Raw genomic sequence first — 26,440 nt, forward strand, 5'->3', positions numbered from 1 at the left:
ACCGTTGTGTTTACATTTAACCACTCCGTGGTTAGAAGTATTGTATGCATTGGATATTCGCTTACACCGGCTTTCAGCCGGCGCTATTCAAATTAAACCACTCCGTGGTTTAAACCATTAATTAACTGTACAGTTATAGCCTTAAGTTGACGGCTATGGTCGGAGACTTCGCTTAGCAGAGGATTCTCCCCGGCTAAGCGTAGTCTCCGGACTACGCTTGAATAATCATTTCAATTCGGATTCGGAAAATAGTAGATTGAATCGGTGTCCGGTTTTTTATAAACATCGATATTCAGAGCGTCTGAGGCCGGTCCGTCTCCGCCGGCATTGTGACCTGATACCGTAATTGTAGCTTGACCGTACCATGAGGCATTCCATGTTACGGTACCAGTAGTCCCGCTTCCTGAAACCGCACCGGCAGCCGCAGGTGAAAGCGACCAGACATAGGATACTGCACCGGTTGCACCGGTTGTAGTGTAAGGGGTATCCGGTGATCCACTGCACATCAACACGCTTCCAACCGGTGTCCCGGGTTTCCCTGGCAAAAGGCTGACTGTTACGGCAAGGTTTTGACTTGCCAGGGCACTGCAATTATTGAGATTGGTATAATTTACACCAACCCATTGTGCCCCGGATGTTATCCACTGAATAACAACACTGTCTGCTGAGGCGCCACCGCCGGCTATTACCTGTCCCCCTGCCGAAGCACTCCAGGCATAATCAGTCATTGCGGGATCAGTTCTGTAAACTGATATATCATTGAGATTTACTGTGGTATTGCCTGATAGAGAAGGAACAGGTCTGTCATAGAGCGTTACGGCAAGCGTGGAAAAATTGAAACTGCTGCCACACCCGTTTAAAGGATGAACTCTGATGGTACCGCTGACTGCTGAACCATTAAAATCAACGTTTATAGATGATCCGGTTGATGGACCATCAATAACGGCGCCTGCCGGCAAAGTCCATATATATGAAGTGGCATTGGCAACGGGTACAATGGAATAGGCTACATCCTGCGAAGAGCGGCAAACTGAAGCCAGTCCACTAATACTGCCGGGATCAGAGGGCAAAGCATGAACCGTAATCACAAGGGGATCGGACAACGGGCCTTCACCGCAAAGTGCATTACTTCCTGACACTGTAATGGTGGCCACTCCGCTGAACAAAGGATCCCATGTTAATGTCACCGAAGATCCGCTGCCGGAGAATGTCCCTGCAGCAACCGGGGCAACATGCCAGTTATAGGTTGTTGCATAGGCAGAAACTGTATTGAGTGCCGAAGCAGCACCATTCTGGCAGATGCTCGTATTTCCCGTAATTGAAAAAGGTTTCCGGGGTACTTTATTCACTGTGATTGTGGTGGGTAATGATTGCGGGCTCACACAACCATTATTATCCACGATTTTGACCCAATAGCTACCGGGCTCGCTAATGACCTGCGAATAACCGGATACACCATTTGACCAAAAAGCAAATGCCCCTGCGGGTGCCGTGTAAAGAGTCACTGAACTGCCTTCACAAAATGAAACAGGACCTGTAATATCAATTACGGGGACAGACCCTGAAGGGTAATTACTGATAACAGCCGTGCTGCCAAAATCAGATCCAATGCATCCATTTGCATCGGAAAGGGCTGTCACCTGGTAAGTACCTGGAACGGATGACTGGAAGTTGTATGGGTTTGCTGAAGTAGTACCTGAAAATGTACCCGTGCCATTGGTATACGTATAATTCCAGGGCGCCTTTCCTGTAAAGAAAATATTCAGATCCGCCAGTGAACCGGGGCAAACGGTTGCCGACTGGTACATGGATGCTTTGGGATTGCCATATATGGTAACCGATTGAGTGGTATTGTTAGAGCAACCAGTTACCGGGTCGGTATAGGTGAACACAATGTTGAAAGTGCCTGCCCCGGCTACAGAAGGCTGGAAAGTAGCTGTACCGTCACCGTTATCCGTGATTCCATGCCCGGTAAAAACGCCGCCGACACCGGCCGGTGTTCCGCTGAGTAAAGATGCAGCTGCACTTTGGCAATATGTGGCGGAAAGACCTGAGAAACTGACCTCAGGTAAGGTATTTGCAAATGAAAGTACATTATTACTTTGTGTGAGTGAACCCGAGGTGGTAATAGTTCCGCTGGCTTGTGTGCCTGTGGTACCTCCGTTCCCGTGGTTTATCCATGATGCACCTTCCCACACGGCTACCCGTAAATTGGTAAGGCTGCCAATACAACAGCTTAATGAACCCCATGAAAGGGTTGCCTGAACAGTTGAGATGCCTGCATCACGTGTAAGCGACCAGTATTCGCAATCACTGATATTGTTCAGGGAGGATTCTCTGAGATTATGATTATATGCTGGATGAGAATTAGCATAGAAATACCGGCAGGTGAAGGCATCAGTTGCCACTGAAGGAGCGGAGATTGTAAAAGCTTTGTAAACTCCTGCACCACCCACAGGGAATGTAAAGGAAGTGTTCCCTGTTTTCCTCACGGGACCATCGACATAACTGTCATTTGAAGCACCGTTTACCGATGCCCCGGCCGGAATAATAAGAATATTTGTCAATGTGGTGGCCACTATGCCGTCTGTAAACGTCACAGAACCGGTTACAGACACCTGTCCTTCAAGCGTAACCTGCGGTGAGGTTACCTTGCTGTTATTGATCACTACATTTTTATAGGTAAATCCGTCAGTACCTGAACCTGCGTTTGCAGGCCACGTTTGCAGGTAACTGGTTCCATGAAATACAAGAGTTGAATTATCATTTGACGAAAATATGCCATAAGCGGGGGTGCCTCTTCTGAAATTGCCATACAAATTCAGAATTGAATTATTGTTCATCTGGATTTCCACCCTGTTCTGGGCAGAAGCAGTCAATATAATATCATGCCATGCATACAATACAGCGGAATTATTCAATATGAAACTTGTCCTTGGCCCGCCGGTATTGGAAAGCGTCAGGTCCCTGGTAACACTCAGAGTTGCCGAGTTTGAAAGTGTAATTGAATTGGTTGCCGCTGTACCGGCAGAAGAGTTGAAGATGAGGTCCTGTCCTGCATTCAACGTTGAAGCACCGGATAAGACCAGGCTCATTGCAGCATTTCCCCCGTTTCGCGTCACCTGCAGATCGCGTATAATGTTGATTGCCCCGCCATTTATACCTGAAATTGTACCTGTGAAATTGGTTCCGTTGTTTGCCGAAGTCAGGTTACCATTCACGGTCAGGTTTCCGCCGTCAACTGTAAGGGAGGTATTATTATTGGCAACCGGCATGTCAAGTCTTGCGCAGGCTTCGGAACCGGTAACTGTAATATTGTAACCTTTAATGTGAACCACATGAGAAGCCCTTGGTTTGGATGTCGCCGGGGGCCCTCCTTCCATTCTCGACCAGTTTGCAGGAACATTCCAATTGCCTGAGGCAATCGCCCAGTATTCAAGTCCGCTTACATTGTCAATGCACATGGTGAATGTGCCGTGAGTGGTACGATCATCCACTGAAATATAATATGTGTTACCCTGGACGAGCGAATTTAACGTTAACGAGCTTACCCCTGAATAATTCCAGCCGGTGTTCACACATCCGATCTGTACCCCTGCAGATGTCCATACAGCGATCTGCTGACCGCGCATAGTGCCGAACGCTCCTCCTGTTGTGACGGATATCACTGCCGTATCGAAAAGTGCCGTAAAGGAAAACCATACGTTGTGATCGGTGCCGCCGGTCCAGCATGACCCCGCTGTTCCGTCGGTTGTGGCATACTGGTTACTGTACAATCCTGATGCGGAACACCAGTTATCGAGATTGGTCAACGCAACCGCTCCTGACCTGAAATCATAGCCGGTTTTATTATTCACACACAAAGTAAATGTGCCGTGTGTGGTCTGATCATCAACTGAAATGTAATACGTTCTGCCGGCAGTTAAGGTATCCACGCTCAAAACAAGATCCCCGCTGTAGTTCCAGCCACCATCGATGCAAGCGAGCTGAGTTCCTGAGGCATTCCAGATTGCCACCTGCTGTCCCCGCATGGTGCCGTATGTTCCACCTGTCCTGACATTTACTTCCAACTGTCCTGAAACAGCTGCAAACCTGAACCATACATTATGATCGGTACCACCCGACCAGCAGCTTCCGGCAGATTCATCCGCAGTGGCGAAACGGTTGCTGTAAAGTGCATCTGCTCCGCACCAGTTATCAATATCATTCAGCAACAGGGCGCCCTGCTTGAAATCATATCCCGGCAAACTACTTACACACAATGAAAACGTTCCGTGGGTAGTCTGGTCGTCCACCGAAATATAATATGTTCTCCCGGCAGTCAGGGTATCAGCCGACAACGTAAGGGTGCCTGAATAATTCCATCCCCCGTCCATACAAGCAACGAGCACCCCAGCTGCATTCCACAGTGCCACCTGCTGTCCGCGCATGGTACCGTAGGTTCCTCCAGTTTTTATAAGGATTTCAGCACTGTTTGATGCGGAAACAAACTGAAACCAAACATTATGATCGGTACCCCCGCTCCAGCACGAACCGGCGGCATGGTCAGCGGTGGCAAAACGGTTATCATACAGGGCATCGGCACTGCACCAGTTCAGGGTGTTATCGAGCAATAAGGGGTCAGACCCGAAATCATAGCCCGGCTGGTCATCGAGGCATAGGGTGAATGTGCCGTGGGTTGTCTGGTCATCGACAGCAATATAATATTCATGCCCGGCAGTAAGTGTATCGACACCCAGGGTAAGCACACCGCTGAAATTCCATCCGGCATCGTTACAGGCCACCTGGACGCCGGCGGCATTCCATATGGCAACCTGTTGGCCGCGCATAGTTCCGTAACTTCCGCCTGTTTTTATTTCAACCAGTGCGGCGTTTGTGGAGGCAGTAAAATGAAACCAAACATTATGATCTGTGCCCCCGCTCCAGCATGATCCGGCCGATTCATCGCGGGTGGCAAAACGGTTGTCAAACTGTGCATCCGACGAACACCAGTCTGCCAGTCCTGACAAAAGCACTGCCCCGCTCTTAAAATCATAACCTGATTTATTATTGGCACATATGGTGAAAGTACCGTGGGTCGTCTGGTCGTCCACAGACACATAATACAGGCGGCCGGACGTGAGTGTATCGGTCAGAAGCGAAAGAGTACCTGAATAATTCCATCCGGCGTCAATACAGGCAACCTGTACACCATTCTGATTCCAGATAGCCAGCTGCTGGCCGCGCATTATACCGTAGGTGCCTCCTGTTTTTACATCAATCTGTATCTCCCCGGAAACAGCGATGAATTTGAACCAGACATTGTGATCGGTGCCACCTGACCAGCAGGATCCGGCAATTCCGTCAGCTGTTGCATACCGGTTGCTGTAAAGCGCATCTGAAGAACACCAGTGGTCAAGATCAGACAGGATAAGGGCATCTTCACGAAAATCAAATCCGACCTTATTATCGAGGCACATTGAAAAGGTGCCATGTGTCGTCTGGTCATCAACGGAAATATAGTAATGCCTTCCGGCTGTAAGCGTATCAATACTTAACGATAGTGTGCCACTGTAATTCCAGCCACCATCGTTGCATGCCAGCTGGGTACCTGATTCATTCCAGATGGCAATTTGCTGACCGCGCATGGTTCCGTATGTGCCACCGGTTAAAATGTCAACCTTAATTCCCCCGGTTTCAGCCACGAATTCAAACCAAACATTATGATCGGTACCACCCGACCAACAAGTTCCTGCGTTACCATCACGCGTAGCAAACTGGTTTGAAAACTGGGCATCTGTTGAACACCAGTTGTCGGTAAAATACATGGGCATTGCTCCGGATTTGAAATCGTAATCCGCTTTGTTATCCGCACACAAAGTAAATGTTCCATGCGTGGTCTGATCGTCAACAGAAATATAGTAGGTGTGTCCCACAGTCAGTGTATCGGCACCAAGGGTAAGGGTTCCGGAGTAATTCCATCCCGCATCGTTACAAGCAACAAGCGTCCCGGATGAATTCCATATAGCTACCTGTTGTCCCCGCATGGTTCCCTGTGTACCCCCCGTTTTTACCTGGACATTTATCGCCCGTGTATCTGCAGTGAAGCGAAACCATACATTATGATCAGTACCGCCGCTCCAGCACGAACCTGCAGACCCGTCACCCGTAGAAAAAGAATTGCTGAAAACGGCGTCACCCGAACAATAGCCGGTTGTTGAAGTTAAAGTATAAGCACCCGACCTGAAATCATAACCCGGATCATCATCCGTACACAAAGTAAATGATCCGTGCGTAGTCTGATCGTCAACGGATATGTAATAAGTCGACCCCGCTTTTAGAGTATCTATACTGAGCGAAGACGTTCCGCTGAAATTCCAACCGGCATCGTTACAGGCAACCTGCACACCATGAGAATTCCAGATTGCCATTTGTTGCCCTCTCATAGTGCCATAAGTTGTTCCGGTTGTAAGACTAATCTTTATGGCATTTCCGGTTGGAATAAACTTAAACCAGACATTGTTTCCTGTACCGCCCGACCAGCATGAACCGGCTGCCTGGTCTGGTGTCATCAGCGAATTGGAATAGCCTGCACTGGCCGAACACCATCCGTCAATATTATTGATCAATACGGCTCCTGAACGCAGATCATATCCCGGCTCATCGTCAAGGCACAGGGAGAAAGTACCGTGAGTGGTCTGGTCATCTACTGAAATAAAGTATTCCTGGCCAACAACCAGGTTATCCAGGCTCAGTGACAATGTTCCTGCATAATTCCATCCGGCATCATTACATGCCAGTTGGACGCCGGCACTGTTCCAGATTGCCATCTGCTGGCCCCTCATGGTGCCATAAACGCCACCGGTTATAATATCTGCCTTAACAGCAGTTGTGGTTGCAAAAAACCTGAACCACACGTTGTGATCGGTACCTCCGCTCCAGCATGACCCTGCAGCTCCATCACCGGTGGCAGTGGAGTTCGAATAGGAAGCATTCGACGAACACCAGTCGTGAATACTGGTTATCAGCCGGGCCCCTGCCCTGTTATTATAGGTTCTGACATCGGTGGTTTGAGTGATGGTAGTGGAACAACCATATGAATCGGTATAAACATACCGGATGGTATGGATTCCGACACCGGCAATTGAAGGCGTGAATACTGATCCGGAAATTCCGGGACCACTGAAGATGCCGCCTGAGGGATTTGGAGTAAGCGTTACAGGACCATCAAGCTGAATATCATAGAAGGCACTCAGTCCTGTAAATCCCACCGAAGGATCAGGACAACAATGTATTGAAGCTTCCCACCCTGCTTCGGTTAGTGAAGCATCTGATTTAAAAACAAAAGTGAGGCACGACCCTGTAGCATTTGCGGTAAACGAGAGGCCAATTCCCGAATATTTTCCCAACAACGCTGATGAAGTCCCTGGCCCATTATATATGTAAAGTGTATCCCCGGCCACCAGGCGAAAAGAGCTGAAATTAACAAAGATAACGCCTGACGGGGCACACAATGTTAGCGTATCCGATTCATTATCTCCGTAGCCGGATGTCAAGTCACCGCTGTCAGTAAAGGTGCCTGTACAGGTCGAAACAGTCTGTCCGTTAAGAAGCTGAATATTATACGTCTGAGCGCAAAGAGTAAAAGATAAAGCACAGCTGGCAAGCAACAGGTAAAATGTAAGGAATGCCTTGTGTTTGTGCATAGTTCAAATGCTCTGAGAGTAATCAGACATCTACTTAAAAGTACAATTTGCGGGACGCACTAAAGTAAATAAAAATGCAGAGGTATTTTATCAATACAAGAGCATTGACAAGGTATTTATTAACAAGCTGTTAACACATTACTATCTTACTGCCTGATCGTTGTAATTGATTCTTACCCCGTAGCCACTGATTATACGGTTCAAGCCCATCATACCGTTCGGGTTATCCTCTCCTTTCAGTTTTCCGGAAATAACATCACGGCTCAGCGTGATCATGTCGTCTACCCGTTGTTTTGTTTCCGGGTTACTTCCATAATAATGACCGGGATAAAAATAGGAAATACCATATTTTGACATGATGGCACTTGTTTTCTCACAGGTTGACAGTAATCCTGAAAAGGTGGAAGACAGGAGAAGGTTACCTGAACCAAATGAATCGCCGCTGAACCCATATCCTGCTTTCGTATCTAGAAATGTGGTAGAACCCGGAGTATGTGCGGGAGTAAAAACAACTTCAATCATCCTTCCTCCCAGGTCAATAATTTGTCCGTCTTTCAGATAAGTAATCTTTCCTTTATAATCCGGCATAAAAGTTTTTATCTGTACCGTATCACCCGGGTTAATAAATAATTCAGGAAAACTATTTATGGAAGAACCTGTATGATCGGGATGGACATGGGTTGCGACAAGCATTACCGGTTTTTTGGTTATAGATGCTACTATTTTATCGAGATCTTTTACATTGGTGCCTGCGTCGATCAGAAGCGACATGTTCTCGCCTTCCACCAGGTAAAAGCTTTCATTATACATCGCATGACCTGTTCCAACCCAGGTATGATCATCAATCTGGTGGAATACGGCATCATCGTTTTTAAATACTTCTTTTCCCTGCAGTGCATCGGGTATCTGGGCTGTCAGCATTTGCAGAAAAGATAACAGGATAACGGATAAGGTTAATGTTCTCATTTGTTTTTGTTTTATGTCAGAAATGGATAAATTACTTTTTACCGGGCATTAAAGGACTTTCTTTCACGAAGAGCACCATTATAAACGTAAGGATACTCAACGCAAAGAATACATTCATTGTAAGTCCGAGGAAATGGTTACTCCTGTAACTCATTGCAAATACGAAGATCATGCCTGTCAGCTGACCTACCCATAGCAGTATTCCCTGTGAAACGGATTCAGGTGCCGGCGAAGTGACTTCGGCGGCATACTGGAAACCAATGGGTCCGGCACTCATCACAAAGAAACCAAGAACAAAGGAACCAATCAGGGCAATTGCGTATATATGAGCAGGGTTGGCCGCTAACTCAGAAGCATAGGAAAGACCGGCAATGCCCGGAATCATTCCCGCAAGGCAAATGACAAGGAACAGCTTTCTTTTTTTATAATAATCGGAAAGCACAGGGATTATAACCGCACCCACAATACCACCTATCAGCATGACACCGCCCAGGTATCCGTCGGAATCCTTTACACCCAGCTTTTCAGCAATTGAATCGGTCATTGAGCTGACTGCATTGAATATACCCAGTCCGATAAGAAACAGGAATAGAGTTATTATCATATCGCGGTGTGACAGTACCATCCTAAGGCCTCCCAGGAAAGTTTGCCTGTTTTCTGCCTCAATATCAGCATTGGAAGGTTTCTCTTTAACAAACACAAAAAAAGCAACCACAGAAAGCAAAGAAACCATGCAATAGATCCATAACATTTTTCCGAATCCCGAGCCATACTCGGTTGCAGACGGATCAGAACCGACAATAAGCGGTGTTATCAGCATGGCAATAATGATTCCGATGAATTGTGCCAGAACAGCCAGTCCGGCTGCCATAGCCCGTTCATTCAGCGGGAACCATCTTACGGAAACAGCAGTTACAGCATTTATGATAAATGGTTGCGCTATGGCAAGTCCTGCCTGGGCTATCAGAACTCCTGTAAAATTATTGGCCGAAATAGCCTTAAGCAGGCTGAAAGCGCCCAGTAAAACGGCTCCTGCACCCACACCCTTTTTAATTCCATATTTATCAATAATATAAGAGGCCGGGAAGCTTATAACCAGGAAAGCGAGCATATATACCATCGCTATAAAATCGATGTTGAAGAATGAAGCCTTGCTGAATTGTCCGGCATAGAAAACCTCAGCAGGCCGGGCAACTGAAGCATGGGTAAGCCACTGGATTTCTACTGTTGCTGTAATAAATGAATAAGCCGCCAGTACAACAAAACGGTATTTTGGATAAGTCACATTTTCCATTTTTCCATATTAAAAAACAACCCTGAAACCAAGACCGCCCGGCATCATAGTAAAATACCAGGATACTTCTTCCGACCTGAGATATGAAGCATTACCCGGCCTGTATTTCTGCATGTACCGGTTATAATCTTTTATAGCCCTTACCGGCTGTGTGAAAATCTGGGTTTCACAAATAACAGAGTTCAGAACAAAGTTCCCGGCACCTTCAGCAAAATACCGGTCAAAACCAAACCAGACAACGGCCCCGAATCCCAGGTTGACGGCTCCGTCAAGGGCATGGGTCTTCCATGAACGGCCGTGTTTTTCACGCTGTGCACATTCAAAAAGCAGTTTTTCTGCGGTCTGTAATTTCAATCTCAGTTGTTCAGGTGAATCCTGGGGCATTTCATTCAGGAGATCGGATGTATAACCCTTTGGCATAGGGGCTATCAATTGCCCGGCCGCACCAAGAAGGGTGCTTAATGCGCTAAGTGACCAATCCTGTCGTCCTTTCAGGTCATCCGATGTTATCGCCAATGCCGTCTGGGCCACAGTGGCAGCGCCGTAGCCAACCAGCCAGCCTTTCCACCAGAGGTTTGCGCCTTTTTTGCCCTGGTTGAGCATCCCGGTGATTACATTGATCCGTTCATTCATAAGCGAGTCCGGCAACACATCCTGGCAAATGGCATTACTGCAATGACTGTTCAAAAGCACAATTAAGGCTAATGTAAGAACCGGAATTATGTCTTTCTGTTTTTTCAATAAGGATCAGGGCTTCTTTGCCATGCAATTTAGGCAATTATTTCCTACATTTATTCCCATAACACAACTTACATAAAACCGTATCATGAAGATCTTTTCCTTATTGATTCTCCTTGTTCTTACAATTCCATTGAAATCCCAATATAGCGATTACGGGCAACTCAGCACACGCATAAAAAAATTGGGACAAAACAGCACGGTGGCAGTTTCCTCTTTAACCAAAACATTCAGCGGAAAAGAAATTTTTACCGTAACAGTTGGAAAAGGAGAAAAAGAAAATAAGCCAGGGATTGCCGTTATCGGCGGTATCAACGGAGCTTCACTTGCATCCGTTGAGCTTATCATGCAGATGGCTGAAAAACTGGCTGTATCCAACTCACTTTTACTTGACGAGGTTACTTTTTATTTTATTCCCAATGTTTCGCCCGATGCAACAGAACAGTACTTTGCACCGGTTCGTTATGAAAGAACACGTAATACCTTTCCTTACGATGAAGATAAAGATGGTAAGACCGATGAAGACGGATTTGATGATTTAAATAAGGATGGTGTTATTTCGGTAATGCGGGTTTTGGACCCCGACAAAGGGGAATACTTTGTCCATCCAGATAATCCCGATTTGATGGTAAAGGCAGACATTACGAAAGGAGAGAAAGGCCAATACCTGGTTTTATTGGAAGGAACGGATAATGATAAGGATGGAAAAATCAATGAGGATCAGCCTGGTGGAGTAAATTTCAACCGGAATTTTACTTTTAACTACCCGTATTTTAGTGAGGACGCCGGCATCAATGCCATTTCCGAACCCGAAACACGTTCGGTTGCAAAGTTCCTGTTTGACCACTGGAATATATTTGCAGTTCTTTGCATTGGTAAAGAAAACAACTTGTCTGAGTTTTCGGATCTGGCTGCTGAACTAAGCGATAAAAAGATTACAGCTGTTGTATCTGATAAAGACAAACCCTATTACCAGCAGGCAGTTGAAGCCTATAAGAAACTGGTCCATCTTGGAGACTCGTCAAAAGTCACGTCCAAAGGCGGAGACATTCTTTCATGGACCTATTTTCATTACGGCCGGTTCGGTTTCGGCACACCCGGATGGAATGTAGTAAGAGATAAAAACAACCGGGGATCCGTTGATTTCGATTACCTGAAATATGCGGCTTCAAAAGGAATAATGCAACAGGTTGTTCCCTGGCAAAAATTTGACCACCCCGATTTTCCGGGCAAAACAGTGGAAATCGGCGGAATTAAGCCATTTGTCGCTTTGAATCCGCCTATGAAAGTTATTGATTCCATATCAGGACCGCATTATGAATTCATGTTGCAACTGGCCCGGATGCATCCTTCATTAAAATTCAGCTCAGTAAAAGTTTTGCGGAATTCCGGAGATCTTTACCAGGTAGAAGCCGAAATCACCAATACCGGAAGTCTGCCGACAATGGCCTATCCTGCCGTACACAGCAAATGGGTAAAAATGGTGCGTCTTGACATTCTCACCTCAAAATCGCAGGTTATTTCAGGTGGCAAAAAAGTTTTCCTGTTTGACCGGATTGATCCGGGCGAATCCCAAAAAGTCATCTGGCTTGTTAACGGAAAAGGCAAAGTAGTTCTGAAAGCCGGTTCACCGCAAACCGGGATTGTGGCACGTGATGTTGAACTCAATTAAATTGTAAAATGAAAATCGCCGCTATATTTTTCAGCCTATTCCTTTTTTCGGTTTTAGCCATTAAAGGACAGGATGTACCCTATTTTTTCAAATCGGCCGGTTCACCTTCGGATCCAAAGGTGAAGATCATGTGGAACACATACTACACTTACGAAGGCCTCACCGACCTGTGCAATAAAATTGCCAATGCCTATCCTGACCTGGCACAGATTTCATCAATCGGAAAATCATATGAAGGAAGGGATTTGATTTTGCTTACAATTACAAATTTTAAGAATAAGAAGCCGGATGAGAAACCGGGCTACTACATCGACGGGAACATTCATTCGAATGAAGTGCAGGGATCCGAGATTGCGCTGTACACGGCATGGTACCTGACTGAAATGTATGCTTCAAATGATTTTATCCATGAACTGCTTGATGATAAAGTATTTTACATTATTCCGACAATAAATCCGGATGCCAGGAATAATTACATGCTTAAGCCGAATACCATGCACAGTCCAAGGTCAGGAATGATTCCAGTTGACGATGACCGTGACGGGATAACTGATGAGGATGGTTATGATGATCTGGATGGTGATGGAAGTATAGCTTATATGCGACGGAAGACGCCTTACGGCCGGTACAATATTGACCCTGCAAATCCGGACAGAATGGCCCGTACAGACGTCACACGGTTCGGACAATACGAAATCCTCGATGATGAAGGAACGGATAACGACGGGGACGGACTGGTAAACGAAGATCCTGTGGGGTATTACGATCCGAACCGCGATTGGTCATTTAACTGGCAGCCCGACTACATACAGGATGGAGCGCTGCCCTACCCTTTTTATGCACCTGAAAACCTGGCAGTGAGGAACTTTGTTGTAAATCATCCTAATATTGCCGGGGCCCAGTCATATCATAATTACGGGGGACAAATTCTCAGGGGACCAGCGCAATCGGCATACACAGAGCTTTATGACAATGATGACGAATCCCTTCTGAACACTGTAGGGAGGATGGGTGAGAAAATGTTGCCCGGCTATAAATTTGTTACACTCTGGAAAGATCTGTACCCTGTTTACGGCGGTGAAATCGACTGGTTTTACGGGGCAAGGGGTATTTATGTGTTTTCGAACGAATTGTTCACAGAGCAAATGTATTTCGGTAAAGAACAGAATTCCCAGAATGACAGGCTCGATTTCGATAAATACCTTCTTTTCGATGATGCAGCCATACCATGGAAACCTTATAATCATCCGCAATACGGGCAAATCGAGATTGGTGGTACAAATAAAAATTTCGGACGGCCTGATCCCGGTTTCCTGCTGGAATCGGATGCCCACCGGAATATGGCATTCACTATTTATCATGCCTACCAGACACCTTTAATAGAAATTGATACAATTGAAGTAAAGGATGCCGGAAAAGGAATGCAGGAGGTAACTGTTTCCATTGTAAACAAGCGCATTTCGCCTACCCGCTCGGGACAGTGCCGCAAATATAATATTGATGCCAAAGATCGTGTTACCATAGAGGGGGTCAAAGCCCTTGGCAAAATGATCGTAAAAGACAGGGACCTTAACATTTCAGAAGTTCAAACCGGTGAACCTTCCGTTATTATACTTGATAATATTCCCGGGATGACTGTTGTAAGAGTGAGGTGGATTACGGAGAAAAGCCGGCACTTCCAGGTAACAGTGGAAAGCACCAAGGGAGGAAAAACAACAGCCGCTTATTAATTATGATAAAGACAAATGCTGCCCGAATCCTGGATCAACTAAGAATACACTACGATCTGGTCTCGTACGAGGTAGATGAATCCGATTTAAGTGCCGTTGCAGTTGCTCGGAAAATTGGCCAGGATATTGAAAAGGTATTCAAAACGCTTGTCCTTCGCGGAGATAAAACAGGAGTTTTTGTCTGCATTATTCCTGGTGCTGAAGAACTGAACCTGAAAAAGGCGGCCCATGTATCCGGGAATAAGAGCGCAGAAATGGTGGCTGTTAAGGAGATCACGGAACTCACAGGGTACATTCGGGGTGGATGTTCTCCGGTGGGAATGAAAAAGAAATACCCCACCTATATCGATGAAACCTGCACATTATACGACTTTATTTATGTAAGCGCCGGCGTCAGGGGTCTCCAGTTCAAAATATCACCCGGTGACCTGATCTCCGTTGCCTCGTGTGTTATATCCGACCTCGTCTGACTTATTTTAATACCCCTGCTGTAATATATGATGGGTTTTCTGCAGAATGGTAAACCCTTATATTGGCTTTGATAAAGTCCTCAGGACGGGCAAAAAAGATATTGTCGACAAATTTCTGGGGATTCAAATCAACGAGCGGAAACCATGTGCTCTGGATCTGAATCATGATCCGGTGACCTTTTTTAAAGTTATGTAACACATCCTGCAACTCCAGGTTAACTTCCGTTATTTCACCGGGTTTAAAAGGAACAGCATGATCATATCCCTGCCTGAAGCGACCGCGGATCACTTCACTCCTGATCATCTGCTGGTATTCGCTCATTTCCATCTTCGGACGGGTTGAAGGGTTATTGGGAGTGTTTACAGGATACAGGTCAATGAGCTTCACTATAAAATCGGCATCACTGCCCGATGTTGACACTTTAATATGCGCTGTGAGAGGACCGGCAAGAACCACATCATTATCAAGCACCCTGGTTGAATAAACGAGCACATCCGGTCTTCGTGCGGCAAAGCGCTGATCATCGGTCATATATTCCTTTGTCATTCCAAATGCAATATCTTCAATATAAGGTACCGGCTTTTGAGGATCGCTTGTGTATTCATCAAAATTGCTTGTATTTTGGCCAGGAGTTCCAATTGAAACAGAACCACCGGAGGACAGGTATAAGTTTGTCATAGCGATGTTTTTGGGTGGCCACTGTTCGAATTTTTTCCACTTATTTTCGCCTGTCATAAACATCGTGGCTTCAGCCAATTTCAGATTGCCTTTACCCTTCAGATAGTAATTGAAGAAAGGAAGTTCAATACTATCCCTGTAGTATTCCGAGTTCTTCGCACCAAAGGAAACGTTGCCGAGGTACGAGCCGTCAGTCCGTGCCCATCCGCCATGGATCCAGGGGCCAATGACAATAGAACTGTTTGCTTTTGGATTATTCTTTTCAATCGACTGGTAAGTATGGAAAGTACCGTATAAATCCTCAGCATCATACCAACCGCCAACCACCAGCATGGCAGGCTTAATGTTTTTAAGGTGTGGTAAAATATTCCTTTCCTGCCAGAATGCATCATAGTTCGGGTGTTGTATAACCTCATTCCAGAAAGCAATGCTGTCGCCAAAATAAGTGGATTTAATCTTTGAAAGCGGTTCAAGGGTCGAGAAAAAGCTATAGCCGTCAGGTGTTTCAAAACTCCAGGGCTGCAACCAGTCGGTTTGCTTTTTATGCCTCGGCAGATCCATAAGGGCAATGAAATCAAAGTTGGCAGCCAGGAAAAAAGCACCATGGTGGTGCATGTCGTCAAAAAACCAGTCGCCGATAGGAGCCTGCGGTGAAATGCAAACCAACGCCGGATGAGCATTAATGGCGGCACAGGAAGAATAATAGCCCGGATAGGAAATGCCCCACATCCCGACTTTCCCATTATTATTTTTGATATTTTTTACAAGCCAGTCGATTGTATCCCAGGCATCGGAACTTTCATCCACATCAGTGTTTTTGGTTTTGTTTTCAATGAACGGTGTCATATGCCTGAAAACGCCGTCGGACATGAACCGGCCTCGTACATCCTGGAAAACGAATATAAAACCTTCTTTCAGAAATTGCGGAAACAATCCCCTTCGGAAAGAGAATCCCATATCATCACCGTAAGGCGGCACTCCATAGGGAGTGCGGTTGAACAAAACCGGATATGCAACAGATTGATCTTTTGGCGAATACACTACAGTATACAGCCTGGCACCGTCACGCATCGGTACTTCATATTCTGCTTTTGTGTAATGCTGCGCAAGGTAAAGTGAATCGGGATCTGAAGCATAACTATTCAATGCGGAAGTAATAATAAAAATCAGGGTGTAAAAATATTTCATCAGATATTGGTTTTCTGCAAAATTAAATTGAATGCACTAACAATCCAAACCCCATAATGGTATGTGTAATTGATTGTCATAAAAAAACACATGAACCACTTCCAGAATATCCTGCAAAGCAATAATTTAGCCATATATCCGTTTCAATAATATGCGTTATTTCATTTTCATTTCGTTACTTTTTTGCAGTTTCTTCAATGCCGCGGGAACTGGTGGCGGCGATGGAAAATTTGATTTCTGGATCGGGTTCAAAGGCGGTATTAATTTCTCAACTGTAATACCAGCAAAGCGTTTTTCGGTATTGCAACCATCTGGAGGTATGGAACCCACAGCCGGGAGAAAGAATTATAAACCTTTTTACAGGAATCCGGGTTACCAGTACGGATTTGTGGGACTTGTAAGAATAACCAGGTCTCTTTTGATTGGAATTGAACCAACTTTCAGCAGTTACACATTTAAATATACCTCATTTCTGCAATGGACTGACGCCGCTAATCCCGGGAACCGCCTTGAAATAGAAAGCAATTTTACTGACAGGTTGAAGTACTTTGAGATTCCGCTTGAAATCAGGTATGAGCTTGGATCGGGCCAAATCAGGCCATTCCTGGCCGGAGGATTTTTTTATTCACTTTTAACCGGGGCCAATGGCAATATCAGTTCAGTTACCACTCAATATATCAATGAAACAGGCATTGAACTGGATAACAATTCAACCACGGGTGAGAATTCCGGAAGTTATATAAAAACGCGCCTGGCTGCTTTCCCTGGCGCAGGTTTTTTCGCTGATCTCAGCTGGGTTACCCTGTTTGCAGAAGCCGACTATTTTATCAGCCTGCACAATATTGTAAACGAATCAAAACGATACTCGAACCAGCAGAATGCCGGCGGATCCTATAATGTGCCGGATAACCTCGTATTTAACAATCTGGTCATTAATGTCGGTGTACTGTTCAATATTAATCAAAACCTTAAATCCGGCGGAGGCGGGAAAGGAAAAGGTTCTGCTGTGCCCTGCCCGGTATTTAAAAGCAAACGATAATTTATGAAGCTCCTGAAATCCGCCATCCTGTTTGAAAAGATAATTATCCCGACTGTCTTCGGCCTTTTATTCACATCATGTGATATTAAAAAATCGGATGCCGATCCGTCTGAAACTTTCACAGCAGTGTATGATAATCCCGATATGAACCTTGCTCTTTACCCGGTTGATTTTGTTCAAACCGGGGACAAAGGCTACCTTGTATTATCGGTTTATACGGATACCGCCCTGAGCACTTTTCCGCTTATAAAATTGATGAAGGCGGACAAGAGTGGCAAAATGATCAAGGAGTTGATAGTCGAAAACTCCTATTGCAGCGCAGTACCTACGCTAATGCAGCAGGGAAATGCCTTGCAGTTTACCTGTATGGATGCGGTTAATCAGAATATTAAACTTTTGGAAACAACTGAAGATTTGTCGGGAATTACTGAAATTTCCGAATTGAACGGTAAGTACCCGCTTTATTTATATGCGGCAGAGGACGGTTTTGTTGTTCTTTCTTTTGACCGGATCGCAAGAACATCAGTTGTAACAAAATACTCGACCGGCGGAGGCCAGGTTTGGCAGAAGAGTTTAAATATCAACGAAGATTTCAAAAACCAGGTGGAAAACCATCTGAAAAAAGGGAAGCAGTTTCCTTTTTTTATAGCCCCTGCCGGGTCATCAACCACACATTACATGATCAATTGTTTTTACAACTATACGATGACCCTGCTGTTTTTAAACGCCTCCACCGGAAATCAAACCGGTCAGCTGAATACTTACCAGGACGACGCAGCCATAAGCGCTGCAGTTTACATGGCTTCAAACCTGTTTTCGGTCTCACGTTATTATATGGGTGAAAACTATATCTTCCCTTCGGTGACACTTAATCTTGATGGGTTGCAGGGGGCTGATACATTCGAAGACACCAGGTTGCCTGAATTGGAGGAAAATGCTTCTTCAAAAATGCTGATGACCACAATACACAATAAAGAAGTCATTGTATTTGCAAGCGAAACCAAATCCAACCGGATAGTTTTATATTTCTTTGAAAAACCAGGCGGAAGATTAATGGCAACAAAATCGCTTAACTCAACAAACCCTGTAAGCGTGGCAGACCTCATAGCAACAGATGACGGAGGATTGGCGATTCTGGCACAAACTTATGTAGCCGGCAGGTTTCCAAGAATTGCCATATTCAAAGTCGCTGCCGGCGACATAAAGTTCTGATCCTACCTTTTTACAACTTTAATAGTTTCTCTTGTCATACCATTCTGAAACTCAATAATGTATTCACCTGCACTGAACCGTGCAAGACTGATCGTGAAGGAATGTTTTCCTGAAACAGCCTGAGTATCCTTTTGCCTGGCAAGTTCTCTTCCGTTCAGATCGAAAAGTTTAATTATAACCGTCGACGGCCTGTCGATCGAATAACTTACAGCCGTTTCATTTATAACCGGGTTTGGAAAACATCCCAATAAACCTGACCGGCCGGCAGGTATTTTACCAATTCCGGTTGCACCGGCTATCAGGTCAAGCCTTTGATCAACCCACTCATTAAAACCGGTAGCCTGCATGGCCTCATCCGATGCGCCAAACCAGTCCTGTACAACCGACGTGTAAACCTGCCTGTAATCGGTTGTATACACAAGGTTGCCGTTATGAAGATTACCCAGGTCGGGGTTTGTTCCAAGGATGCCACCTTTCAGTCCTTTCCCGAAAAGGAAAACAGGACTTGCTGTACCGTGGTCGGTGCCATAGCTTGCATTGGAGTGAACCCTCCGGCCGAATTCAGTGAATGTCATTGTCAGTACATTGTCTTCAATGTCCATTGAAGCCATATCATCCTGAAAGGCCTTTATGGCAGAGGACAAGTGGTAAAGCAGCGCTGCATGGGTTCCGAGTGTTGAATCGTATGTTTCAACCTGCTGGCCGTGCAAATCAAATCCGCCAATCCGGCAGAAGAATATCCTCGTTTTCAGTCCGCCCTTGAGAAGCCGGGCTACAAGTCTCAACTGTCCTGACAACGGATTACTTAAAAATGGCTCCGGAGCGCTTAGGGGGTATGCTTCTGGGTAGGAAACCGCCGAATTGCTGCCGTTATCATAGCATTCCTTCAGACGACCAGCATATTGATTTGATTTCTTCTCTAGAGCGGCAAGGTATCGCAACTCATCTCCGGCATGGCTGTCGGGATATACTATAGGAGGATTTATACCGACTGTTGTAATTAACTGGTAAAACTGTTCGGGGTTATGGATATTAATTCCCATTGGTATTCCTTCCTCCCGGTGGAAAGCAATGCTCATCACATTTCCCATCTCAATGCCTATAGGGTCAGGCATGGTTTCATCCGGATATGCATCGGGGTATCCCGGGTATTCGTGGTTGAGGAATCTTCCCATCCATCCTGAAGAATAATCGGTTATCGAATCGCCACCCATGAAAACAATATCGCGGCCTTTGAAATGGGACATATTCATATTAGGATAACCAACATTCTGTACAATGGCGGCTTTCCCCTGGTCATATAACTGTTTGAATCCGATCATATCGGGATGAAGGCCCACCTGGTCTTCAACAGGCAATGAAGTGTCCACATTAATGAATTTCCGTAACCCGCTGTCAGGAATGGCAATGTTTGCGCGAAAATTATAATACGTATCGTACTGATTTACGGGAATCAAAGAATTCAATGCATCGTTACCACCGTGTAGTTGTACAAAAATGAGAACATTGTTATTATTACCCGCCGCAGCGCCAAGTTTAAGATAATTATTTGCTGCCAGCAATCTCACCGGCACTCCGCCAAGCATCATAGAACCGGCAGAGGCAACACCTATATTGCGAATGAAATTTCTTCTTTTCATGATTGGGTTGTTTTAAAATAACTGGAATTCAGGAGTCTGCATTAAAGAAGCGAGAAGCGTTTCAAGCCTTTCCCTGACAACTGTGTCATCTGATGAGGACAGATATTGCGACCATTCGGAAGACCATGTTTCAGGAGGAAGATTTTCAAGAAACACATCGTTAAGAAAGTAATTCTGCCTGTCGGTGTCAATTTCAACAGCCAGCAGGTATTTGGTAATTGTATTCACAACCTGCGATGCATCAGAAGGTGTTGAGAATTCACCTGAATTTTTTACCCAATCCACCGCATCGAGCCGGAAACCACAGTCAATTCCTTCATTCAAGCGGTTCATCAGAATATTCGAAAAATGATACCGGTTACCAATGGCGTTCGGTGTGATCCAGTCGCGATAATATGACGGTGCCTGGCTGTATGGCGGATATCCTGAAACATCGATTGGCTCATAAAAATCAAGTCCCTGGTCTGCCAGGAAAGGCAAAATACCGGCTAAATAAGCTTTGTTGTAAAGATCAGCAGTATTTCCCGGCATATCAACACCGAAGAACCGTAACGTACCAACAATAAGTTCGAGAGGACTTTTAATAATGGCACCGATAGAATTATCAGAAGTGACAGGGGTATCGGTATCGAAGAAGTGCTGACTTGAAAGCAGCTGCCGCAAAACAGGGGCAAATTCATAATTATTATCCCTGAAGGTAGCAGCAAGAGGTTCAATAATGTCAGACTCAATTTCAGCTGTAATTTCCCAATAAACAAAAAACCGGTAAAGTTTCCGGCATATAAAGCGGGCAGTCTCCTCACGGGCGAAAATCATTTCAATCAGATCATCATACTCCTTTAATGTCGCAGCCTTTGTTGGCTGGTCTTCAATAATTTCAGAAGGGGATATGGTTTGATTATCAAATGCCGCCGAAAAGACTTTCGTTGTTTTGTCATGGCGCACTGCGAGGTCCGTTGCCGGGATGCCCTGAGAAACCTCTGTCTGGAGTATCCCGCAGGGTATTTGGGTATCGGGATCGAGATTTGTAAACGTTTCATCGAATTTCCACCCTGTAAGAATTTTGCAGGCTGATTTAATATCGTCCTCGGTGTAATTGGTGTAGTTGCCGTCACCCACTTGTGTTCCCCTGCCAACAGAATACAGTTCAAACATTTCACGGGCAAAATTCTCGTTAGGACTGTCTTTATCGTTAGTATCGCCGTCGATATAACGAAGCATCGCGTTTTCAAGACATACCTTTTTAAAAAGATCCTTGAAATTGCCAAGAGCATAATACCTGTAAAGAACGTTCTGATAGTAAATAGCTTCGCTGCTGTTTATAACACTCCAGGCAACCGGAAGATGCGTATGCAGAAAATAAGTCATCCGTTCCGTAAGATTACTGCCCGAAAGCCGCATCTGTTCAATGTGCCATGCTTTAAAATAGCTGAAGAGAATATCCTGGCTGCTGTTCACATCTTCAACAGCGGCGGGATAATCAGGAGGATCAACCCATGTGGTGCCCGTTTTAAGGTCAACAGGAGGCACAGGGACAGGTTGAGATGACAACAATGTGTTAAGTGCTTCAGCCGGCGTTAATGGCGCGAATGTCCTGATATCGGACGGAGAAGGTCCCCACGTTGCACGCCGGAGCAAATGGGCAGCATTCCTTTCGCCAAGGTTTCCTGCAATTGGATTTAGTGATGCCATGAAAATTGGTTTAGAATTGTTTTGAAATTAACGATTATTGCTGTTAGCGTTTGAGGTTTGAGGTTTGATGTTTTAATGATAGAACGCTGATTTATATTAATATAGTATGGAAAGCTATTACATTTCCCTGGTTTTTGCAAGCATTTCGGAAGTCTTGCGGCTTAATGTTTTTACTGTTGAAATCAACCTGGGGTCATTGCGATAGCCGGCAAACCATGGTCCGTACTCAAGCTGGGCGTAATCAATCCATCCGGATTGGATTGCTTTTGATAACCATTCAAAAGCTTTATCATGCTGGCCCAGGATCGCGTAAATACCGGAGATGTTAAAAGGAATGTTCTTATCCTGTGAATTTTTCCTGATCTCCCCAAGGTTTATTTCAAGGGCATGGGTCAGGTATACTTCCGCTTCAACGTTTTTGCCTTCCCCGAGTAAGATTTTCCCCAGCCCTATGGCACTCACAGTTGTAGGATCATCTTTATAGGAACTGTTGAGGTCAATCGATTTGCGGAAGTATTCTCTGGCATTCAATATATCACCTGCAAAATGAGCCATCACGCCTGCTGTTTCATATGCCCTTGAATCAGGATTTACCTTTGAGAGAAGGTCATGTATAAGTTGTGTAGCCTCCTGCTTTTTCCCTTGGCATACATAGCAATACCCGAGCATTTCATAAGTGTCCCAGTAAGAAGTTGAGTTCAGTTCAAGCGACTTTTCAAGCCAGGATTCTGCTTTGGGCAGATCTCCCAGCAACCTGTATATCCAGCCCACAATCTGAAATGGAATTGCATTTTTCGGATTCAGTCCTGCAGCTTTCTTTTCCCATTTCAGGGCTTCAACAAGATTTCCCCTCAAAAAATATGACGTACCCAGGTTTCCTATTGCCTGGGCGTTACTCGGATTAAGTTCAACGGCTTTTTGGAGGAAAACAAAAGCCGTATCATACTTGTGTGAATATGTGTAAGCGTTTGCAAGGGCTTTGTAGCCTTCGGACAGCGAAGGATCCAGAGAGACTGCAATCTTACCTGCTTTTATACTTGAATCAATCCAGGCCACTTCTCTGCCAAACCGGCTGTGCATCTGGCTGTATGCATCCCCAAGGCCGGCCCAGGCAAGGGCATAATGCGGATCGAGTTCAATAGCTTTCCTGAACTGCTGTACCGCCTCGTCGTTGCTTTTATTGTCATACCGGTAATACAGCGTCCTGCCCTTCAAATAATAATCATATGAATTTGAGTTAAGGGTATGAACCTGGTCAAGCTTTTTCTCCTCAATATTATTGATTTTAATATTCAGAACCGACCCGATATTTTTTGCAATATCACTTTGAACGGCCATGAGATCCTTGCCGGTTCTCTGGAATGTTTCGCCCCATATGTATTTATTCGTGGCACATTCAATGAGTGTGGCTGAAATCTTTATAAGGTCGCCGGACCGCCGTACGCTTCCAGTAAGAATATTGGATACATTCAGTTCACTTGCAATTTTTTTGTATGAAAGATCATTACCCCTGTAATCCTGGATTGACTGTCGGTTAATAACATGCAGTTCACCCAGGATGGATAAATGTTCAATAATTTCATCTGTCAGGCCATCGGCAAAAAATTCATCATCCTGATTACTGCTCCGGTTTTCAAATGGAAGAACGGCAATTGATATCTTTCCCTCTTCCTGTGGATGTGCCAAATTTTTCCGGTAATAGAAATAAACCAGCAAAAAAACAACCAGGGTGAGAATCGCGATAATAGTCTTTCGGGAAAGATTCTTTTTAAAGCGTTCAGGTGCTGTTGCATCCGGATTGGATTTAAGGACAGGTGCATGGGCGTGACTCTCTGCGATTAAACCTCCGGCAGTTTTTAACTGAACAGATGTAATGATTTGACCGATGGCATTGGCTGTTTTATTGATCTGATCGCGATAAACCGTTTTGCCAAGGTTTTCCGACCGGTTATCAGATGCCAGTAATGGCCTGTTAACTCCGGGGCTTTTAAAAATAAATGAAATGGCCCTTAGGGGACTGCCATTTTCCTTTTCGAAAAGACTCTGATCAGATGCGCTGATTTCATGGATTTGCACGGGAAGGATACGGCTTGTGACATTTTTGTCAGAAAGTTTAATATTCAGACCAACATGGTCATTTGATGCCATGTTCCTGAATGCAATGAATTCATTGTTCCAGGCAAAGCTTTTTATATCACAATACGTTTTCGAAATAACAGGAATCAAAATAATGCATTTCAGACGGCCTTCAAGGCTTTCATCCACATTATGATTTTCAAGGAGCCCGTCACACGGGTTTGTATCAAAATAAACGGAGAGCCTTTCTTTTAAAGTACCTCTTAACTCCTTCTGAAGATTCGTGACAAAGTCAGTTACCCAGCCATCAAGGTTATCGTTTTGCCGGTAACTGATGAAAATATCATATTCAAAAGAAGGCACCAGGCTTGCCATAGTTTTAACGGGATGGTATTCGGTATGTCACTCCGTTGCAGGAAAAGCTTCCACCCACGGCAGGTTCACCATTGCGGGCATGAATGATTCCGGCTACAAGTGCGCATGCCATTGATGTGCCCGACATCACCATATATTTCCGGTCAGGCCAGGTTGAAAAAATGTTAGAACCGGGGGCTACCCAATCAACCGCAGGCTGACCGTAATTTGAATATGAGGCACAACCCGAAATTCCGGTTGAACAGGTAAAGTCGAGTGCAGCCACTGTAAATACATTCGGGCCGTTTATGCATCCTGGCAGGTTAATATTGGCATCACCATGGTCATTGCCTGCCGACATCACTATAAAAATACCATGAGCAGCCAGTTCGCGAATAGCTGCAACCAATGGAGGATTTGAATTTTCACATGAAGATATATCATACCCGCCAAGACTCATCATAATCACATCACCGGCTTTACCGAATTTGGCAATATGGTCCAGAGCTTTAAGAATATTGGACCAACTGCCCTGGCCGTTACGGTCAAGAACTTTAACCGGAATGACTTCGGCACCTGATGAAACGCCATTGCAGCCAAGCTGGCCGATCCCTTTTCCGGCCGCGATTCCGGCACAATGGGTACCATGACCGGCAAAGTCATCTGTTGCATTTTCACCTTTTACAAAAGATACTGCAATAGTATTTTTCGCATTCACCTTCAGGTCAGGATGATTTTTATCGATGCCTGTGTCCAGTATCCAGATCGATTCAGAACGGTTATTGCTGTTAGCCGGGCCACCGATGAGGTCGACTGCACAGCTCGCCTTAGTGCTTTCATTGTAATTCCATGATTGCTGGATAGGGATGCCCTGCTGGATGGGGATTCCCTGCTGAATAGGAATTCCCTGTACCGAGAAATCCTCATATACGCCATCAACATTGGGATCATTTCTTAATTCATCAGCCTGTTCAGGAGACAAAAGTGCTTCAAATCCGACGCCACCGTCTACAAACCGGCCGTTATTTGAAGAAACACCTTTTGATTTCATAAAACCATCCAGGTGCGATAATTTTTTCTCCCGTGCCGGTCGGTTATCATTGTTCTGCATTTCGCGGTCTGTATTGTTTGCACGGTTTCTGATCACCGGAACCTCAAACTGATCCTTCATGATTACCACATAGTTGTTTTGTGCAGTCAGGTCATGGATCAAGCACAGAAAGAAAATAAAGGCGATTATTTTCATTGGAGCAAGACTTAGGTTAATAAATTCAAGCTAAACCGTTTTAAAATGGTCGGGTATGTTCAAACGGATTTATTGGTTAACAATACAATACAGTTTTTGTTAAGGTTTTTTTAACAAACCATTGAATTCATCTGCAGATGCCCGATTTATGTTGTTACTACGGTACCTGTTCCCATGATAAAAATGGGTTCCGCCATTAACTTTTAATACAAGCACTTGTTTTTAATAAAACCATTCAACAAAAAGCTCAAAACATACTCTATGAAAGGAAATGAAAGTTTACTTGAAGTATTGAACTCTTTGCTGGCTGATGAACTTACAGCAATCAACCAGTATATGGTCCATTCCGAAATGTGTGAGAACTGGGGTTACCAGAAGCTGCACAAAGCCATAAGGAAACAGGCATTTGATGAAATGAAGCATGCCGAATGGCTGATTGAAAGAATTCTTTTTCTTGAAGGAATTCCGATGGTATCAAAACTGAACCCGATCAGTATTGGCAAAACCGTTCCTGATATAATCAGGAATGACTATAATGATGAGATGGGTGCCGTAAAGGCTTATAACGAAGGTATAAGACTTGCACGGGAAGTCAGGGACCAGGCATCATCTGATCTTCTTTCGAAAATTCTTGAAATGGAAGAAGGACATATTGACTGGGCAGAGGCACAGCAGGACCAGATTGACCAGATGGGCTTGCAGAATTATTTGGTGAAGCAGATTGATGAGTAGGGGCTATTAGGCTATTAGGCTATTAGG

Annotated in this window: 15 protein-coding genes; 6 read left to right on the top strand and 9 right to left on the bottom strand. The window is 45.0% G+C overall.

Annotated elements, in window-relative coordinates; all coding sequences use genetic code 11:
• Positions 1-230 precede the first annotated feature (230 nt).
• From VK179_15875 to VK179_15890, 4 genes are all read right to left on the bottom strand, one after another.
• Positions 231-7,685, bottom strand: a complete 7,455-nt coding sequence (locus VK179_15875) for a hypothetical protein (protein HLO60229.1) — start codon at positions 7,683-7,685, stop codon at positions 231-233.
• 141 nt (positions 7,686-7,826) lie between these two features.
• Entirely contained in the window at positions 7,827-8,651 is an 825-nt protein-coding gene (locus tag VK179_15880) for an MBL fold metallo-hydrolase (GenBank protein HLO60230.1), read from the bottom strand.
• Between the two features lie 31 nt (positions 8,652-8,682).
• Positions 8,683-9,945: an MFS transporter gene (locus tag VK179_15885; GenBank protein HLO60231.1), complete on the bottom strand. Its 1,263-nt coding sequence runs from the start codon at positions 9,943-9,945 to the stop codon at positions 8,683-8,685.
• A gap of 9 nt (positions 9,946-9,954) precedes the next feature.
• A complete protein-coding gene (locus tag VK179_15890; GenBank protein HLO60232.1) occupies positions 9,955-10,686 on the bottom strand; it encodes a hypothetical protein in 732 nt (243 codons plus the stop codon).
• Between the two features lie 85 nt (positions 10,687-10,771).
• Between VK179_15890 and VK179_15895 the strand changes: the two genes are divergently transcribed.
• Genes VK179_15895 through ybaK form a run of 3 tightly spaced genes read left to right on the top strand, consistent with a single transcriptional unit; the run spans position 10,772 to position 14,555 of the window.
• Positions 10,772-12,355 (top strand): M14 family metallopeptidase, encoded by a 1,584-nt coding sequence (locus VK179_15895; protein ID HLO60233.1) that lies wholly within the window; start codon positions 10,772-10,774, stop codon positions 12,353-12,355.
• 8 nt (positions 12,356-12,363) lie between these two features.
• Positions 12,364-14,085 carry a M14 family metallopeptidase gene (locus tag VK179_15900; protein ID HLO60234.1) on the top strand — a complete coding sequence of 574 codons (1,722 nt, stop codon included), beginning with the start codon at positions 12,364-12,366 and terminating at the stop codon, positions 14,083-14,085.
• A gap of 2 nt (positions 14,086-14,087) precedes the next feature.
• A complete protein-coding gene (gene ybaK, locus VK179_15905) occupies positions 14,088-14,555 on the top strand; it encodes a Cys-tRNA(Pro) deacylase (protein ID HLO60235.1) in 468 nt (155 codons plus the stop codon).
• Position 14,556: 1 nt separating this feature from the next.
• On the opposite strand, the gene VK179_15910 is transcribed toward ybaK, so the two are convergent.
• Positions 14,557-16,422, bottom strand: a complete 1,866-nt coding sequence (locus VK179_15910; GenBank protein ID HLO60236.1) for a CocE/NonD family hydrolase — start codon at positions 16,420-16,422, stop codon at positions 14,557-14,559.
• Between the two features lie 151 nt (positions 16,423-16,573).
• On the opposite strand from VK179_15910, the gene VK179_15915 reads away from it, so the two are divergent.
• Positions 16,574-17,461: a hypothetical protein gene (locus VK179_15915; protein HLO60237.1), complete on the top strand. Its 888-nt coding sequence runs from the start codon at positions 16,574-16,576 to the stop codon at positions 17,459-17,461.
• 3 nt (positions 17,462-17,464) lie between these two features.
• A complete protein-coding gene (locus VK179_15920) occupies positions 17,465-18,673 on the top strand; it encodes a hypothetical protein (protein HLO60238.1) in 1,209 nt (402 codons plus the stop codon).
• A gap of 2 nt (positions 18,674-18,675) precedes the next feature.
• Here VK179_15920 and VK179_15925 read toward each other — a convergent pair whose 3' ends face one another.
• From VK179_15925 to VK179_15940, 4 genes are all read right to left on the bottom strand, one after another.
• Positions 18,676-20,313: a DUF1501 domain-containing protein gene (locus tag VK179_15925; protein HLO60239.1), complete on the bottom strand. Its 1,638-nt coding sequence runs from the start codon at positions 20,311-20,313 to the stop codon at positions 18,676-18,678.
• A 12-nt stretch (positions 20,314-20,325) separates the two neighbouring features.
• The gene (locus VK179_15930) at positions 20,326-22,005 is read right to left on the bottom strand and encodes a DUF1800 domain-containing protein (protein HLO60240.1); all 1,680 of its coding nucleotides are present in this window, start codon (positions 22,003-22,005) and stop codon (positions 20,326-20,328) included.
• 117 nt (positions 22,006-22,122) lie between these two features.
• The gene (locus VK179_15935; GenBank protein ID HLO60241.1) at positions 22,123-24,456 is read right to left on the bottom strand and encodes a tetratricopeptide repeat protein; all 2,334 of its coding nucleotides are present in this window, start codon (positions 24,454-24,456) and stop codon (positions 22,123-22,125) included.
• Positions 24,457-24,460: 4 nt separating this feature from the next.
• Positions 24,461-25,681, bottom strand: a complete 1,221-nt coding sequence (locus VK179_15940) for a S8 family serine peptidase (protein ID HLO60242.1) — start codon at positions 25,679-25,681, stop codon at positions 24,461-24,463.
• A gap of 261 nt (positions 25,682-25,942) precedes the next feature.
• Here VK179_15940 and bfr point away from each other — a divergent pair, with 261 nt between their 5' ends.
• Complete coding sequence (bfr, locus tag VK179_15945) at positions 25,943-26,413, top strand: bacterioferritin (GenBank protein HLO60243.1); 471 nt, start codon at positions 25,943-25,945, stop codon at positions 26,411-26,413.
• Positions 26,414-26,440 lie beyond the last annotated feature (27 nt).

The sequence above is a fragment of the Bacteroidales bacterium genome, from assembly GCA_035299085.1.
In the GTDB taxonomy this organism is placed as follows: Bacteria; Bacteroidota; Bacteroidia; order Bacteroidales; family UBA10428; genus UBA5072.

What these genes read in the sequence shown, in the direction of transcription:
- ybaK (HLO60235.1), top strand. Translation starts at nt 14,088, where the DNA reads ATGATAAAGACAAATGCTGCCCGAATCCTGGATCAACTAAGAATACAC.
- VK179_15920 (HLO60238.1), top strand. Translation starts at nt 17,465, where the DNA reads ATGAAGCTCCTGAAATCCGCCATCCTGTTTGAAAAGATAATTATCCCG.
- VK179_15875 (HLO60229.1), bottom strand. Translation starts at nt 7,685, where the DNA reads ATGCACAAACACAAGGCATTCCTTACATTTTACCTGTTGCTTGCCAGC.
- VK179_15925 (HLO60239.1), bottom strand. Translation starts at nt 20,313, where the DNA reads ATGAAAAGAAGAAATTTCATTCGCAATATAGGTGTTGCCTCTGCCGGT.
- VK179_15885 (HLO60231.1), bottom strand. Translation starts at nt 9,945, where the DNA reads ATGGAAAATGTGACTTATCCAAAATACCGTTTTGTTGTACTGGCGGCT.
- VK179_15930 (HLO60240.1), bottom strand. Translation starts at nt 22,005, where the DNA reads ATGGCATCACTAAATCCAATTGCAGGAAACCTTGGCGAAAGGAATGCT.
- VK179_15880 (HLO60230.1), bottom strand. Translation starts at nt 8,651, where the DNA reads ATGAGAACATTAACCTTATCCGTTATCCTGTTATCTTTTCTGCAAATG.
- VK179_15935 (HLO60241.1), bottom strand. Translation starts at nt 24,456, where the DNA reads ATGGCAAGCCTGGTGCCTTCTTTTGAATATGATATTTTCATCAGTTAC.
- bfr (HLO60243.1), top strand. Translation starts at nt 25,943, where the DNA reads ATGAAAGGAAATGAAAGTTTACTTGAAGTATTGAACTCTTTGCTGGCT.
- VK179_15910 (HLO60236.1), bottom strand. Translation starts at nt 16,422, where the DNA reads ATGAAATATTTTTACACCCTGATTTTTATTATTACTTCCGCATTGAAT.
- VK179_15895 (HLO60233.1), top strand. Translation starts at nt 10,772, where the DNA reads ATGAAGATCTTTTCCTTATTGATTCTCCTTGTTCTTACAATTCCATTG.
- VK179_15900 (HLO60234.1), top strand. Translation starts at nt 12,364, where the DNA reads ATGAAAATCGCCGCTATATTTTTCAGCCTATTCCTTTTTTCGGTTTTA.
- VK179_15915 (HLO60237.1), top strand. Translation starts at nt 16,574, where the DNA reads ATGCGTTATTTCATTTTCATTTCGTTACTTTTTTGCAGTTTCTTCAAT.
- VK179_15940 (HLO60242.1), bottom strand. Translation starts at nt 25,681, where the DNA reads ATGAAAATAATCGCCTTTATTTTCTTTCTGTGCTTGATCCATGACCTG.